Here is a 17,328-nt window from a genome sequence, read left to right as displayed (position 1 = left end):
GAATTTGATTTGGGTTGTATAAAGCTTCCCCATTAAGCTAATGCACAACATAGCCTTCAGGTAAAGCGGTTAAAATTTAAAAGATTAAGAAAAATACCTGTGCGGATGGTAAAACAGATGTCGGTAATGATTTAACCAACCGCACAAGGTATTATAGAATTTTATTATACTGTAGTTGGGGATTTTACACCTTTATCAAAAAGGCCGCTCAAGCTGATCTCGTCATCCTGAACCGGGTAAACTTCAATACCGTGATCAAATACATCGATACCACCGGCTCCTGTTTCGCCTTCTTCTTCAATGCGTAATTTCCATGGATGACCTAATTTATTGATCACAAACATCATTGCAAAAGTTACTATAAACACAGCTGCTGTAATGGTAAAGCTACCAATGGCTTGTGCTTTAAGTACGCCAAAGCCGCCACCGTAAAATAAACCTGTAACCGGTGCTGAATTATCAGCTCCTGTTGGGCCTGTAGCACCAAACTGGCCAGATGCAAATAAACCTAATGATAATGTACCCCAGATACCGTTAAAACCGTGTACAGATACTGCACCAACCGGATCGTCGATACGGAACCATTCGATCAAATAAACACCACCAAAAATGATGAAACCAGATATACCACCAAGCAATATAGCACCAAGCGGACTTACCCAGTAGCAAGGGCAGGTAATGGCAACTAAACCAGCAAGGAAACCATTAATGGTGAAAGCTAAATCAAACTTACCTTTGGTTGGGCCAAACCATAAAGCAGCAAGCATAGCAGTGAAACCACCGGCGCAAGCGGCAAGCGTAGTGTTGGCAGCAACACGGCCAATACCCTGCATATCCATTGCAGATAAAGTAGAACCAGGGTTAAAACCGTACCAGCCAAACCACAGGATGAAACCACCCACTGCAGCTACTAATAAGTTATGGCCTGCAGGTAATCCGCCTTTTTCTTTATCATCACGGGCAAAAATCCTACCCAACCGTGGGCCTAATACCATTGCACCCGCCAATGAAGCTACACCACCAATAGTATGTACCACTGTTGAACCTGCAAAATCACGGAAAGGCTGAGCGCTGATGTGAGCTAAGAAGCCTGAAGTTCCCATTGTTGCAAGGAAACCATCCGGTCCCCAGGCCCAGTGACCAATTATTGGGTAAATAAAACCTGTAATACCTATACTGTACAAAATATCGCCACGGAAGCTGGTACGACCAATCATTGCACCAGAAACAATAGTTGAGCAAGTATCAGCAAAAGCGTACTGGAATATCCAGTGTGCCAAAACAGGGATACCTGTTGAACCGTAAGTATCAGGCGTGTTTTGCAGGAAGAACCAGTTAGTGATAGTTTTACCATCAGCACCTAATCCACCCCAGCCAATGAAACCGTTACCATTACCAAACATAAAGGCATAACCTATGGCATAAAATAACAAACCACAAAGGCAAGTATCAAAAATACACTCCATTAAAACGTTCACCGTTTCGCGTTTGCGGGCAAAGCCTGCTTCAAGCATAACGAAACCAGCCTGCATACCAAATACTAAAAAGGCTGCAACCAGCGTCCAAACCGTGTTAACTGTATTAATTAACGTGGTTTCATGAGCGGTGTACGTATCGGCAGCATGTGCCGATGTGCCAAATACACCTGGCAGAACCATCATTGCTGCAAAAACCAGCAATAGGCCAATCATTTTTCCTGTTAGAATGGTAGCACCCAGCGCCCATTTCTCTCGTGTCAGCTGCCGGACTGAACTTAGGAGGTCTAATTTTGTAGAACTTACTTTCATTTGTTTTTTAATTTAGTTTGATTGTTTTTTAATAGTTTAATTTTAGTTTGATTGTCGTATTGTTAATTTGTTTGATTGCAAGGGATAAATTATTCAGAATTACCTCTCAAAAACACACTCTTTAGGTTTTGACCTATAAAATCTACATTCCTTTTGTAAAAAATATAATATTTATAGGGTTTCTGTAAATTATTTCCTGAAATTAGGTAGTATTTTTAACAATAACAAATTTTCGACAAAAAAAAGATCACAAAAAGTGTAAAAATTATAAAAATCATAATTCAAAAGTTAAAAACAGATTAAATTTTAATGAATTTCAAATTACAAAACGCAATAAATTCACATTAAATGAAAATAACACAAAAAACAAGATGATTTAAATCTTAAAGTTCCATTTTTTACCTGTTTTAGTTAAAAACAGTTAAAAAATTAACACAAAAGGTAAGTTTTATGGCATTATGCAATAAAAATAAACTTTCAATTATATAAATGATTTATAAATCAGGCTGCCGTATATCACTTCCCTCTATTATATTTCAATTATTTTTAATGCTTATTTAAAGGATAGTTCTATTTTTGATTTTGCCTTTATTTTAAACCGCATATAATTATGTCTAACATTCGATTTAAAGCACTGCAGGACGTTCTGAGCAGAACCATACCTGAAGTTAAACCACCTGCTGCAAAAATCTCTGATTATTTTGGTGCCAATGTTTTTGATAAAAAGAAAATGAAGGAATACCTTTCAACAGAAGCATACCAGGGCATTGTTAATTCTATTGAAAAAGGCGAACCTATCCCACGTGATTTGGCAGAACAAATAGCATCTGCCATGAAATCATGGGCTTTGGGCAAAGGAGCAACACACTATACACACTGGTTTCAACCACTTACCGGCACAACAGCCGAAAAACACGACGCTTTTTTTGAACCCACTGCCGATGGCGGCGCAATTGAGCGTTTTAGCGGCGATGCTTTATCTCAACAGGAACCGGATGCATCCAGTTTCCCGAGTGGTGGCATCCGCAATACCTTCGAGGCCCGGGGCTATACCGCCTGGGATCCTTCATCGCCTGCGTTTTTAATGGCACGTACTTTATGTATACCCACCGTATTTGTATCATACACCGGCGAAGCGCTGGATTATAAAGTACCATTATTAAAGGCTTTGAACGTTTTAGACAAAGCAGCGGTGGATGTTTGCCACTTTTTTGATAAAGGAATTGAGAAGGTAAATGCCTCTTTAGGTTTAGAGCAGGAATATTTTTTAGTTGATATCGCCTTATTTAATGCACGCCCGGATATGTATTTAACCGGCCGTACCCTTTTTGGTCATATCTCGGCCAAAAACCAGCAGCTGGAAGATCATTACTTTGGCGCGATACCAGGCCGGGTATATGCCTACATGCAAGATATGGAAGCCGAAGCCTTATTATTGGGTATCCCATTAAAAACACGCCATAATGAGGTTGCACCATCGCAGTTTGAATGCGCCCCTATTTATGAAGAAATAAACCTGGCTATTGATCATAACCAATTATTGATGGATTTGATGGATCGCGTAGCCAGGCGACATAACTTTAAGGTGTTACTGCACGAAAAACCATACGCCGGCATCAACGGATCAGGCAAGCATAATAACTGGTCGCTGATTACCAATACCGGTAAAAACCTGTTATCGCCAGGAAAAACGCCAAAGAACAACCTCATGTTCCTTACGTTTTTTGTGAATACCATCAAAGCGGTTTATGAGCATGCCGACCTCCTGAGGGCATCCATTGCATCGGTGAATAATGATCACCGCCTGGGCGCTAATGAAGCTCCTCCGGCCATTATATCTATTTTCCTGGGCAGCCAGCTAAATGATGTACTGGATGAGATAGAAACCTCCAGGATCAGCAAAAAAATAAAAGAAGATAATTTATTATGGCAGGGTATCCCCAAGATCCCCCAGATATTTCCTGATAATACCGACCGTAACCGTACATCGCCTTTTGCTTTCACCGGTAATAAGTTTGAGTTAAGGGCAGTGGGTTCTTCAGCCAATTCGGCAAGCCCAATGACCATTTTGAACCTTATTGTGGCCGATCAGCTTAAAAAATTCAAATACGATGTTGATAAGCTGATAAAAAAGGGAGAAAAGAAAGACCTTGCTTTATTGATCGTTATTAAAAAATACATCAAGGAATCAAAAAATATCCGTTTTGAGGGCAATGGTTACAGCGATGAGTGGGAAAAAGAAGCCGAAAAACGTGGCTTAGCCAATATAAAAACTACGCCGAAAGCGCTTGATGCATTTTTATCAGAAAAAGCGGAAGTACTGTTTGCAGAAACCGGCGTATTTACGCCGCGTGAGGCTCATGCCCGCCACGAGATATTATTAGATAGCTTTTACAAAAAACTCCAGATTGAAGCCCGCGTAATGGGTGAACTGGTACTCAACGTGATCATCCCGGCGGCGATCGCTTACCAAACCAAACTGGTTGAAAATGTAAAAGGCTTAAAAGATCTTGGCATGGCCCCTTCAACTTATGAGGCTCAAATGGATATTATCAATAAGATATCTGAACATGTTAACTTCATTAAAACCAACGTTGATCACATGGTTGAGGAGCGCAAAAAAGCAAATATCATTGAAGATATCCGCCAGCGTGCCATTGATTACGATGAAAAGGTAAAATCATTCTTCGCGCCAATCCGTTACCGGGTTGATAAGCTGGAGCAACTGGTTGATGACGGAATGTGGCCATTGCCTAAATTTAGGGAGTTGCTATTCATCAAATAATTACTTCACCAACTTCACGAATTGAAATAAAAACAAATTTTCCCGAATCATATTAATAGGGACTAAAAACCGCAAATTGAATTGAAATAAAATGCAATGAAAATCATAAAATTTTTATGTCTGTTTGTTTTATTTATAGGTTTTCTTTCTATATCAATGTATTTTGGAAGCAGACAAATGCATCCCGTAACGCATGATAAAACCTTTGCTATTGTAGGCGCTATGATGGTTATTACCTCATTACTGGTATTCATAATAGTCACCACAACTTCAAGCAAGAACCAAAAACGGTAATATAATTAATTCAATTTGCTAATGCCACTAATGTTGAGTTAGTGGCATTTTTGTTTCGCCCCCTTTCTGTCTCTTCACCATCTCCTTGAAAAGGGACCAAGAGACCGCTTACAATGTGTAAGGCTTTCAAGTTTGCTCTGTGTGCCCCCTCGGCGACCTGCTTAGTGGCATTCGTCTTTATTCGTGAAATTAGTGTATAATTTATGCAAACAAATCACTAGCCTTATGCTGCTCAATAATTGCCTCTCGATACTTACTTAACAGGGCCGACTTGGATATAAAGCCAATAAACAGGTTATCTTTTGTTACCGGGAGCTGCCATACATCAATGGCATCAAAGGTTTCCATTACGCTGCTGGCTGGCTGCTCATAGTCAATTATCGTTGGCGGTACAATCATGATATCGGCAATGGTATCATCGGCTATCTCCTGGTTAAACAGGCGGCGGCGAATGTCATCAATCAGCACTACACCTTCCAGCCGGCCATCATCTTTCAATACGGGGAAAATATTGGCATCGGTTACCGCCAAAATTTTATAAAAATCATTAACCGTTGTTTGCTTGTCAACGGCAGTGTATTTTCTGTTGATAACACTATCCAGCGTAATGGCATTCAGCATACTATAATCCTGCCCGGGATGAATGTTTTGCTCATGAATAAGGTGCTGCCAGTATATATTATGTGGCGACGACAACCGCGATATGATGTAGGAGATAGAGGATACAATCATCAGCGGAATAAATAAAACATACCCCCCGGTAATTTCGGCTATCAAAAATATGGCGGTGAGGGGCGCGTGCAGTACACCGCTTAATGCCCCGGCCATGCCTACAGCAATAAAATTACTGGTATTTAAATGGATAAGCCCTGTTGCATTTACGCTATAAGCCACCAGCAAACCCAAAAAGGCGCCGGTGAACATGGTAGGCGCAAATGAACCGCCATTACCACCCGAGCCTAAGGTGATACCTGCCGCTATGATTTTCATAAAAACCAGCGACGCGATAAACAGGATCATAAGCATCGGCTGCGAAAGCCAGTCAGCAAATAACGATTCATCTTTGAGGGCATCAATATTACCATTCAAAATCTCCTGCAGGTAATGATAGCCCTCGCCAAAAAGCTGCGGAAATAACATAATAATACCCCCTAAAAACAAACCACCCAAAAGCGCCCGCACATAACGGTTTTGTTTTTTCAGGATTCCGCCCTCCAGTTTGCCGCCTACCTTATTAATATATAAGGCCATCCATCCGCTAAACAAACCCAGCAAAATATAAAAAGGAATTGCAGTAACTACCCAGCCCTCGGTAACTAGGTGAAAAAGCTGACCAGAATATAATAATTTAGAAACCACCACCCCCGTTGCTGATGCAATCAATAAGGGTATAAATGTAGGTATGGTTATCTCGCCTATTAATATCTCCAACGAGAACAGTACCCCCGCTATGGGGCTGTTGAATACCGCCGCTATACCAGCCGAAGCCCCAGCAGCCAGTAATACCGTTTTTTCGTAGGGACTAAGTTTAAAAAACTTACCCACATTGGAGCCTATGGCGGCACCGGTAGCTACAATAGGTGCTTCCAAACCGGCCGACCCTCCAAAACCTACGGTTAACGAACTGGTTACTATATGCGAGTAAATATTATTTACCCTGATGTTTGATCTGTTCTTTTTAATATTGATCAAAATACTGCCTATGCCTTTTTGAATTTTATCGCGGTTGATGAGATGCTGCCAGGCTACGGCCAAAAAAATACCCAGTGCGGGCAAAAACACATAAGCGATATGATAATACAGGTGCGATGAGATGCTGTGGCTTACATCCTCCATAAAATGCACCAGAAACTTTAACGCGATGGCTGCAAGGCCACCAAAAAAGCCCACAAATACACTGCAATAAATTAAAAAGTTACGCTGGCTGTTTCGCCTAAGGCGCCAGCGGTTTATTTTATAGGAGATGGATTTTAATATCAACACAGATTTCACGAATTAAGTCGAATTAACACCAATTCCACCGCACATGGCAAGTTATACATTTTGAAAAACATTCCCCACACTTCTACCTATTTGTAAAACCCGTATTTCTTAAATTCGTGATGATTCGTTCCCATTCGTGAAATTCGTGTTTATTTGAGATTCGTGTACGATTAATTTATATTTGCCCATGATTTCTTCGCAAAGATATGATCAAAGAGGTGTATCCGCCTCAAAAGATGATGTACATAATGCCATTAAAAACATTGATAAGGGCATTTTCCCGAAAGCCTTTTGTAAAATAGTACCAGATATTTTAACCAACGACGCGGAATACTGCAATATTATGCATGCCGACGGCGCTGGCACAAAATCGTCACTGGCGTATACTTACTGGAAAGAAACCGGCGACATATCTGTATGGCGCGGAATTGCCCAGGATGCCATCATCATGAATCTTGACGACCTGCTTTGCGTAGGCGCTATTGACAATATCCTGCTATCATCAACCATTGGCCGCAACAAAAACCTGATTCCGGGTGATGTAATTGCAGCTATCATTAACGGCACCGAAGAAATATTAACTGAACTGCGCGATGCTGGTATTGGCATTTACTCAACCGGGGGCGAAACTGCCGATGTCGGCGACCTTGTACGCACCATTATAGTCGACTCTACGGTAACCTGCCGCATGAAGCGTGAAGATGTTATCTCTAATCACCGCATCCAGCCTGGCAACGTTATAGTTGGCCTGGCCTCATACGGACAAGCCACCTATGAAAAAGAATATAACGGCGGCATGGGCTCAAACGGACTAACATCTGCCCGCCATGATGTGTTCAATAAAACCATTGCCGATAAATACCCCGAGAGTTATGACGCGGCTATCCCCTATGATCTCATCTTTAGCGGCAGTAAAAACCTGACGGATCTTGTTGACATCGGGAATGGCCAAAGTATAACCGCAGGTAAACTAGTTTTAAGCGCTACACGTACTTATGCCCCTATCATTAAGGCGATGCTTGATAAATATCGCAGCCAGATAAACGGCATGGTACATTGCAGTGGAGGCGCGCAAACCAAGGTGCTGCATTTTATTGATGAACTTCATATTATAAAAGATAACCTGTTCCCGGTCCCTCCGCTGTTTAAGCTTATCCAGGAGGAGTCAAAAACCAGCTGGCAGGAAATGTACAAGGTATTTAACATGGGGCACCGTATGGAGCTGTATGTACCCGATGCAATAGCAGAAGACCTGATTAAAATATCTCAAAGCTTTGGTGTTGACGCGCAGATCATCGGGCGTGTTGAAAAGGCAGAAACCAAAAAAGCAACCATCACATCGGAATTTGGCGTTTTTGAGTACGAATAAATTTTATATCCTTCTAAATAGATAAGAAAAAGGCCTTGATTTCAGGGCCTTTTTTCATTATCACTATTTTCAAAACTCCGGTATTTTTATCCTGCAAAATAGTAAAAGCAAATACCAGGCGCACAAAAAAAAGTCCCGGACCAACCGGCCCGGGACTTTTAAATTTATACTATCAGGAAAGATTAGTTGAAGATGTATCTAACACCAATCTGAGCCTGGAAACGAGAAAACTGGCTGATATCCGTTTTGTACGAATTGGTAACAGGGATAGCGTTATTTGCATCAAGATAAGGGAATGAATAAATTGCCTTATTGGTAGTAGCATCTTTACCCATATACCTTAACACAGTAGTAGCACCATTGTTAAACCCGCTGTATGAAACTTGTTGTAAACCCCAATTTCTGTTCAACAGGTTGGTAAAGTTGATTACATCAAAAGTAACTTCCAGAGTGTTTTTTACTTTACCAGTTTTGATAAAGAAATCCTGGGCAAAGTGCAGATCAAGACGTTTGTAGGTAGGCAATATGGCGCCGTTCCTTTGAGCAAACTGACCTCTGTGCTGGCTAAGATAATTATCCTGGTTAATAAAGCCATTTAACTGAGTCCAAATCTGAGCAGGCGTACGTGTATCTACAGTTCCATTTTGAGCTGTAGGTGCCTGGGTTAAAATAATATCGCCCTGATTTTTAGGGATGAACATCAAATCATTGGTAGCACCGTCACCGTTAGGGTCATTGGCAGTAATGTATGATATAGCTCCGTTGTTAGCAGCTTCAAATATCAAACCTACAGTAGTAGCCAAGTTTTTAGCATATTGCTTGCGGTATGATACGGTTGCAATGATCCTGTTAGGCTGAACGTATGAACTGTTTGAAAGGTTATCGCTATTAGGGTTACCAGCTACATATCTTGTGCTCCAGATGGTGCTGGCAGTTGAACCACCGTCATTAACATCTTTTGATTTGGTATAAGTATAGGCAACACTGGCAGCAAAACCATTTGTGAAGCTTTTTTGTAACTGACCGGTTACGAAGTATGAAAATCCTTTGCTGGTGTTTTTCATATAATACAAACCTGTAATTGATGGGTTAGCAGCAGTGGCAGCCGCAGCAGCAGGCGTAGTATTTTTAGCATCGTAACGTATTTGACCTTCTGGACCAGCAAAAGTGCTAAAGCCATCAGACAATACTAAATTCTGGTGATAGATAGCACGGATATCTTTGGTATATGCACCTTCGATAGTTCCGATGATACCACCAGGCAATTTTTGATCAACTGCAAGGTTTGTTCTCCAGATTTTTGGATATTTTAAATTTGGATCAGCAACATCAAGCTCGTAAGATGTGTTTGCAGTTGCATTTTGTGGACGGTTAGCATTAACATTCGGGTTAAAAACTAACTGCGAATTGGTAGGATCGTTAGCTTTTGTGATTGTGCGTGAACCAAACAATAAACCATTGTTTGAAGCCTGGTTAGATATCCATACAAACGGTACCGATCCTGTAAATAAGCCAGAACCACCACGTACCTGTGTAGAACCATCACCATTAACATCCCAGTTAAAGCCTACACGAGGAGAAAGCTGTATTCTGTTTTTAGGTAATTTAGAAACATCAACATGAGTACCACCCTGGAAAGTTAAAGCAGCAGCATTGCTGTTTGCCGCCAACGATGTAGGGAAAGCATCATAATCAGCCCTTAAACCATAAGTTAACCTGAAGTTATCAGTAACATGGTATTTATCCTGTATGTAAAGGCTGTAAATAGAAGCCTTTATTTTTGCTAATGGCAATGAGCTACCTGTAGCAGGGTAACGTAAAGTATAAGCAGCGGCAGGTTTATCATTGATAAAGTCTGATGCTGAGTTATAAGTATATAAACCATTATAATCAGGAGCAAAACCATTGGTATAGCTTTGAATTTGGTTACTTGTACCAATTGTAAGCTCATGTTTACCTGCGTATATGGTAAAGTCATCGGCAAATTGCCAAATGTTGGTACTTAATAAGTTACCTGCAGTATAAAGCTCAGAACCAAAACTTGTTGCTGTAGCGCTTGCACCGGTAACAACATTACCATTTACATCAGAAGTACCGTTGCCAATATCAACCATTGGTAAAGATCCATTACCTAAAAAGGCACGGTAATCTCTCAATGCTGAATAACCTACAGTAAGTTTGTTTGACATTGCATTGGTAACACGGGTATTTAACTCAACAATTCCGATATTAAAGTTATTGTTGATGGTATAACCAGAACCGTAGAAAGGCAAAGTATTAGGGCCCGGAGCACGTGTTGTACCGTAACCTACACTTGTTTTACCATCGCTATTGCTGATACCTGAGTTACTGGCTGGCTGATCTTTAAACGATTTTAAGTAGAAATACTTAGCGCTTAAAGTGTTATTCTTGTCAATGTTCCAGTCTAATTTAGCGGTTAACTTATCGCTTGATGTTCTGTAAACATAGTTTTCATAAGCTCCCGGATCATAACCAAAGCTTTTTAGTTTGTTTTTAATGTCTTCTAACGTGCTTGACTGAACTGCCGATACGTTAGAACCACTTAAACCAGGACGACCTGCCACGTATGCAGTTGCAGGTGGCTGGCTAACTCTTTCCTGCTCGCCAGATACGAATAAGAACAATTTATTTTTGATAATAGGGCCTCCTATTGATGCACCAACAGTATGGTAATCAAACGGAGTGATAGGCACATTTGTATTACCTGCATGGTAACCTGTTAACCTAACACCACGACCGTAGTAGTAAACAGTACCTTTTACTTCGTTGGTACCTGATTTTACTACTGTATTAACACCCGCACCGGTAAAGTTACCCTGGCGAACGTCATAAGGAGCAATATCAACCTGGATCTGGTCAATGGCATCCAATGAAATTGGCTGTGAACTTGCCTGGCCACCTAAAGTACCTGATAAACCAAATGAGTTGTTAAACAATGCACCATCAACAGTAATGTTGTTAAAGTTACTGCTACGACCACCAAAGCTCAATCCGTTTGCAGATGGAGTTAACTTGGTAAAATCGCTTAATGAACGGTTTACAGTTGGTAAATTTTCAATTTGTGAACGGCTGATGGTTTCGCGGGCACCGGTACGTGAAGAGTTGATCACTTTGCTTCCGGAAGCTGTTACTTTAACCTCAGACAAATTAGTAGTATTATCTTCAAGCGCAGCAGCGATCCTTTGATCCTGGCCGATAGATAATGTGATGTTATCCTGAACAAAATCCTTATAACCAATAAAGGTTACTTTAAAGGTGTAAGGTCCACCTACCCTTAAGTTAGGGATGTTAAAGCGACCGTCTGAGCGGCTAACGCTTGCATACACGGTACCTGTTGGTACGTGTGTGATAGTAACGGTTGCACCTGGGATAGCACCTTTAGCATCGGTAACGATACCGTTGATGCTCGCGGTGGTAACACCCTGGGCGGCTGCATTCCTGCTGAAAAGGAATGATAAACCCGTTAATAATAATAAAAGAAGTAAAGGCTTCCTCATAAATTGTTTTTTTAATTATACTTTTAGTTAATTAGCGGCAAAGATAAGTAATCGCCTGACTGACAATGTTAAGTTAATGTTAACAATCGTTGTATTTTTTTCAACACAGTGTCATAAAATCATAAATAATCACAAGTAAATAGGTAGATATTATATGATATTCGTAATTATTTCCTTGTTTTAAGCCCCAGAAAACATTGTGCTGTAAAAATAAATTTTTATCGCCGTGGTAAATTGTTCAATTTTCTCATTTCGCCTGTTTTTACTTAGCTTTGGGCCTTTAAAATTATAGCGCCTGCGGCAAATAACACATCCCGCTATAATCCGTACAAAACAAAAATTTAGTTATCAAAGTATATCATTAAAAATATGGACTACGATTTAATTGTTATAGGGTCAGGCCCGGGTGGTTATGTAGCAGCAATCCGCGCTTCGCAACTCGGTTTAAAAACTGCCATCATTGAAAAAGAATCATTAGGTGGTATTTGTCTTAACTGGGGTTGTATCCCAACCAAAGCTTTAATAAAAAGCGCCCAGGTATTTGAATACCTTAATCACTCGCAGGATTACGGTATTAAAATTAACGGTGCCGGCGAAGTTGATTTTGCAGCTGTTGTTAAACGTAGCCGCGGTGTTGCCGATGGCATGAGCAAGGGCGTACAGTTTTTAATGAAAAAAAACAAAATCGATGTTGTAAACGGTTTTGGTAAATTAAAATCAAAAGGCGTTGTTGAAGTAAAGCTTAATGATGGCTCAACCAAACAAATCACTGCTAAAAATATCATTATTGCAACCGGTGGCCGCTCACGCGAGTTACCAAACCTTAAACAGGATGGCGTTAAAGTAATTGGTTACCGCCAGGCAATGGTATTGCCTAAACAGCCAAAATCATTAGTGGTTGTTGGCTCTGGTGCTATAGGTATTGAGTTTGCTTATTTTTATAATGCAATAGGTACCAAAGTAACCGTAGTGGAATTTTTAGATAATATTGTTCCGTTGGAGGATGAAGAAATTTCAAGAAACCTGCAACGTATTCTTAAAAAACAGGGTATCAACATCATGACCGGTTCAAATGTTGAATCTGTAGATACCAGCGGCGAACTTTGTAAAGTAAATATCAAAACCGCAACAGGTACCGAGGTTATTGAAGCCGAAGTGGTGTTATCGGCCGTAGGTATTGCTACCAACATCGAAGGCATTGGCCTGGAAGAAGTTGGTGTTAAAACCGAAAGAGGTAAAGTACTGGTTGATGATTATTACAAAACCAATATTGAAGGCGTTTACGCTATTGGTGATATAGTAAAAGGCCAGGCGCTTGCGCACGTTGCATCTGCCGAAGGTATTATTTGCGTGGAAAAAATTGCTGGTCAAAATCCGCATCATTTAGATTATAATAACATCCCTGGTTGTACCTATTGCTCACCAGAGGTTGCATCAGTAGGTTATACCGAAAAAGCGGCTAAGGAAGCAGGTTACGAGATCAGGGTTGGTAAATTCCCATTCTCGGCATCGGGCAAGGCGAGTGCCGCCGGCGCTAAAGATGGTTTCGTAAAACTGATCTTTGATGCCAAATATGGCGAATTCCTTGGCGCACACATGCTGGGCTACAACGTTACCGAAATGATTGCCGAAGTGGTTACAGCCCGCAAGCTGGAAGCTACCGGTCATGAAATCATCAAATCGGTTCACCCGCACCCAACCATGAGCGAAGCTGTTATGGAAGCTGCAGCAGCCGCTTATGACGAAGTAATACACTTGTAAAAGAAGTCCCATAAACGATAGCCGATAGTCCATTGTTATTTTTTTAACTTTGAGCTATCGGCTTTTTTGTGCTTATTTATTGGCAAAATGAAGTCCATGGACGATAGACCATAGTCAATAGCTATTTTTTAACTTTGGACTATCAGCTTTTGCGCCTTTTACTAAAACCTTTATTAAAACCATGGTCTATTGACCCTCTATACTATTGACCCTCTATGAAACTACACACAATAGATACCGGCTTTTTTAAATTAGATGGTGGCGCCATGTTTGGCGTGGTACCAAAAACAATTTGGAACAAAACCAACCCGGCCGATGCCAACAACCTTTGCACCTGGGCCTTGCGCTGCCTGCTGGTAGAGGACGAGGGCAGGTTGATCCTGATTGATACCGGCATAGGTAATAAGCAGGACGAGAAGTTTTTTAGCTATTATTATTTACACGGCGATGCTACGTTGGATAGCTCATTAGCTGCGCTCGGTTTTCACCGGGATGATGTTACCGATGTATTTTTAACCCACCTGCATTTTGATCATGTTGGCGGTGCCGTAATCAGAGAGGGTGAAAAGCTATCACCTGCATTTAAAAATGCCGCTTACTGGAGCAATCCTAAACATTGGAACTGGGCCGTTTATCCCAATGATCGTGAAAAGGCTTCTTTTTTAAAAGAGAACATATTACCAATCCAGGAGAGCGGTCAGCTGCAATTTATCGCTCCAGAGGATGGCATCGCTTTTACCAAAGATTTCAATATCCGTTTTGTATCCGGCCATACCGAAGCCATGATGCTGCCGCTCATCAACTATAAGGGCAAACAAATCCTTTACATGGCCGATCTGCTTCCCTCTGTAGGGCACCTTCCGCTGCCTTATGTAATGGCTTATGACATGTTTCCACTTACTACCCTCCAGGAGAAAAAGGTGTTCCTGACCGAGGCCGTGGAGAACGACTACATCCTCTACTTTGAACACGATCCTATCAATGAATGCTGCACATTGCAACAAACTGAAAAAGGCATCAGGGTGAAGGATACTTTTAAACTGAGCGAGGTGTAAGGGCTTGCTGCCTGTGTGCAATGGGCAGGTCACGAAGTTAATAAGTTACATGTAAGCTATTAGCTATCAATACACATACAGTACCTAAAGAATCTATTTCATTGCGAAGCTGACATCCTTATAAAAACCTTTTGTCAGCCTGAACGATAGTGAAAGATCTGCTATTCGCCATGCTTCTTCGCCCTGTACAGTCTGCGAATAGATCCTTCACTATAGTTCAGGATGACAAACTTTTCAAAGGTCATTTTCATCCATTGGATTTTAAACTACCAGCAATTGACATGATTGCTGCCTACTTATAACCCCACCATGTCATTATCTTCCATCTACTTACCTGGTAACATTTTCAATAACAGTTGGTTGTGCGTATTCCAAAATATCTCCCGGCTGGCAATCCAGTGCTTTGCATATCGCTTCCAGGGTTTCTATACGGATAGCTTTTGCCTTACCTGTTTTGAGGACAGATAGGTTGGATATGGTAATACCTACCCTATCGCTCAGTTCGTTTAATGACATTTTGCGTTTTGCCATCATCACATCAAGATTTATGATTATCGGCATGGCTTAAATGGTTAGAGCCTGTTCTTCCTTAAGCTTTGCACCTTGTTTAAAGGCCTCAGCAATAATGAAAACCAATATGGCAATTATCAAGGCTACAAAATCAAAAGAGGATGTGTTTATCACCTTCAATGGCGAATGGATCAAAAGCCTTTGTTCATAATACGTTATAAGCTGATAACCAAAATCAACCAGCGAGTAGGAGAGCAATAGCATCCCGATATTTTTGATCTGCTTAATACATTCCAGCTGAAACATGTTGCCTTCAGCAATATACTGAATTACCCTGTTTATGGTGTAAGCCATTTTGCCCATAATAATTACAATACTCAGTATCAGCACAATTGTTGCCACCCTTATTATCCAGGGAGTTACCAATTTATCAGCATTAACCCGCACTTCGCTGGTAATGTTAATATCCCGCATAATGTAGTCGTCGCCTATCCTTAACTCACCATCGGCCTGGTGAGTTATAAAACTGCCATCTATAACAGGATGCAGGGGCGATCTTTGTGTAAAACCGCTGCTTTTTAAGCCCATTCCATCGCTTAAACCCTCTTTAAAACCCCGCAATGCATCAGCAGCTCCATTCTGAATAAAAAACAAGCCAAATGCTATATAAACCAACACCTGTAATCTTCGTATTTTTTTCATTACCATATCATTAAATTACGTGCAAAGTAAAATATAATTCATCAAAAATCAACTAATATTTATTATTTAACGATAAATATTAGTCGACTTTTATTTTATTAAATTTATTTTTTTATTTATATCAGCTACTTGCCATTGTCAATTTATATGTTTTATTTTAGAACAAATTTTTAACTTTATACGTTCTATTCAGAATATAACGGATAGAAAGTTTTATTAAATAGATGAGACAACTCAAAATAACGCAATCCATTACCAATCGCGAGTCACAATCGCTGGATAAATATCTTCACGAAATTGGTAAAGTTGATTTGATAACTGCCGAAGAAGAAGTAATATTAGCCCAAAAAATACGTGAAGGCGACCAGGCCGCATTAGAGCGTTTAACTAAAACTAATTTACGCTTTGTTGTATCTGTTGCTAAACAATATCAAAACCAGGGTTTAACCCTTGGCGATTTAATTAACGAAGGAAACCTGGGTTTAATTAAAGCAGCCAAACGTTTTGACGAAACTAAGGGTTTTAAATTTATATCCTACGCCGTATGGTGGATTCGCCAGTCGATATTGCAGGCCATTGCCGAGCAATCACGTATCGTGCGTTTACCGCTGAACCAGGTAGGCTCATTAAGTAAAATAAGTAAAGCGTTTTCAAAGCTGGAGCAGGAGTATGAGCGCGAGCCATCGCCAGAGGAACTTGCCGACATTCTGGAAACTACTGTTGATAAAATATCTGATACCTTAAGCAACTCGGGCCGCCATGTATCTATGGATGCCCCGTTTGTACAGGGCGAAGAAAATACACTGCTTGATGTACTTGAAAATCATGAACCGGATACTGATTCTATTTTAATTAACGAATCATTATCTGAAGAGATCAAACGGTCATTATCAACCTTAACCGAGCGGGAACGCGAGATCATTATATTATTCTTTGGCTTAGGCACCAACCACCCCCTATCCTTAGAGGAAATTGGCGAAAAATTTAATCTAACCCGTGAACGTGTACGCCAGATTAAAGACAAAGCTCTGCAACGTTTACGCCACACATCGCGCAGCAAAATTTTAAAATCGTATCTGGGTTAATCATCCTTCAAAAATATTTAAGAGAAGCCATTGGTGAAAAGCCAGTGGCTTTTTGCATTTGTATGATTTTTTCTCCCAATAATCTATTCTTAAACGGCCTGTCACCCTGAGCCTGTCGAAGGGGCGCGCGCAGAGGCCTTTGCCCGCATGCTTCGACAGACTCCCCATGACGTGTTTGTTTCATACCAGGCAATCGGCTCTGTATGCTGGCAACGACTCACCCCGCCGGTCCGCCATTCGCGGATGGCGACCCTCCTATGTTTGTTATCAAATGATAAATTAGATTAGCAGAATAAAAAGTGAAAGGAAATGAGAGCAGACGGCGACCCCAACAACCATAAGGTATGTTCAGAGAGAGAGACTGCCTCATTTCCTTTTACCCTTTAGAGTTTGAACAGAATGTAAGGAATATTGCTTAGCGATATATCCAGGATATCCAACCAGGAGAGCAAACGAAGAAGGGTTATTCACTTTTGATA

At 40.8% G+C, this 17,328-nt stretch carries 10 protein-coding genes; 5 read left to right on the top strand and 5 right to left on the bottom strand.

Annotated features, from left to right (window positions below):
• Nucleotides 1-164 precede the first annotated feature (164 nt).
• Nucleotides 165-1,787 (bottom strand): ammonium transporter, encoded by a 1,623-nt coding sequence (locus AC1D0K_RS29310; RefSeq protein ID WP_295719860.1) that lies wholly within the window; start codon nucleotides 1,785-1,787, stop codon nucleotides 165-167.
• A gap of 610 nt (nucleotides 1,788-2,397) precedes the next feature.
• On the opposite strand from AC1D0K_RS29310, the gene AC1D0K_RS29305 reads away from it, so the two are divergent.
• The gene (locus tag AC1D0K_RS29305; RefSeq protein ID WP_295719858.1) at nucleotides 2,398-4,572 is read left to right on the top strand and encodes a glutamine synthetase III family protein; all 2,175 of its coding nucleotides are present in this window, start codon (nucleotides 2,398-2,400) and stop codon (nucleotides 4,570-4,572) included.
• A 495-nt stretch (nucleotides 4,573-5,067) separates the two neighbouring features.
• Here AC1D0K_RS29305 and AC1D0K_RS29300 read toward each other — a convergent pair whose 3' ends face one another.
• Nucleotides 5,068-6,849, bottom strand: coding sequence for a chloride channel protein (locus AC1D0K_RS29300; protein ID WP_477398103.1), 1,782 nt, complete (start codon nucleotides 6,847-6,849; stop codon nucleotides 5,068-5,070).
• A 187-nt stretch (nucleotides 6,850-7,036) separates the two neighbouring features.
• Here AC1D0K_RS29300 and AC1D0K_RS29295 point away from each other — a divergent pair, with 187 nt between their 5' ends.
• Nucleotides 7,037-8,218 carry an AIR synthase related protein gene (locus AC1D0K_RS29295; protein WP_477398101.1) on the top strand — a complete coding sequence of 394 codons (1,182 nt, stop codon included), beginning with the start codon at nucleotides 7,037-7,039 and terminating at the stop codon, nucleotides 8,216-8,218.
• A 182-nt stretch (nucleotides 8,219-8,400) separates the two neighbouring features.
• Here AC1D0K_RS29295 and AC1D0K_RS29290 read toward each other — a convergent pair whose 3' ends face one another.
• A complete protein-coding gene (locus AC1D0K_RS29290) occupies nucleotides 8,401-11,736 on the bottom strand; it encodes a TonB-dependent receptor (RefSeq protein WP_477398099.1) in 3,336 nt (1,111 codons plus the stop codon).
• Nucleotides 11,737-12,105: 369 nt separating this feature from the next.
• Between AC1D0K_RS29290 and lpdA the strand changes: the two genes are divergently transcribed.
• Complete coding sequence (lpdA, locus tag AC1D0K_RS29285; protein ID WP_477398097.1) at nucleotides 12,106-13,497, top strand: dihydrolipoyl dehydrogenase; 1,392 nt, start codon at nucleotides 12,106-12,108, stop codon at nucleotides 13,495-13,497.
• Nucleotides 13,498-13,712: 215 nt separating this feature from the next.
• Nucleotides 13,713-14,552 (top strand): MBL fold metallo-hydrolase, encoded by an 840-nt coding sequence (locus AC1D0K_RS29280; RefSeq protein WP_477398095.1) that lies wholly within the window; start codon nucleotides 13,713-13,715, stop codon nucleotides 14,550-14,552.
• Nucleotides 14,553-14,882: 330 nt separating this feature from the next.
• Here AC1D0K_RS29280 and AC1D0K_RS29275 read toward each other — a convergent pair whose 3' ends face one another.
• Both AC1D0K_RS29275 and AC1D0K_RS29270 read right to left on the bottom strand, forming a co-directional pair.
• Complete coding sequence (locus tag AC1D0K_RS29275; RefSeq protein WP_477398093.1) at nucleotides 14,883-15,113, bottom strand: helix-turn-helix domain-containing protein; 231 nt, start codon at nucleotides 15,111-15,113, stop codon at nucleotides 14,883-14,885.
• Between the two features lie 3 nt (nucleotides 15,114-15,116).
• Complete coding sequence (locus AC1D0K_RS29270; RefSeq protein WP_477398091.1) at nucleotides 15,117-15,764, bottom strand: DUF2975 domain-containing protein; 648 nt, start codon at nucleotides 15,762-15,764, stop codon at nucleotides 15,117-15,119.
• A gap of 224 nt (nucleotides 15,765-15,988) precedes the next feature.
• On the opposite strand from AC1D0K_RS29270, the gene AC1D0K_RS29265 reads away from it, so the two are divergent.
• Nucleotides 15,989-16,849: a sigma-70 family RNA polymerase sigma factor gene (locus tag AC1D0K_RS29265; RefSeq protein WP_295719838.1), complete on the top strand. Its 861-nt coding sequence runs from the start codon at nucleotides 15,989-15,991 to the stop codon at nucleotides 16,847-16,849.
• Nucleotides 16,850-17,328: the final 479 nt, after the last annotated feature.

Source organism: Mucilaginibacter sp. P1_A3, from assembly GCF_056406855.1.
The sequence above is the reverse complement of the archived record's forward strand: the minus strand, read 5'-3'. Positions and strand labels throughout refer to the sequence as shown.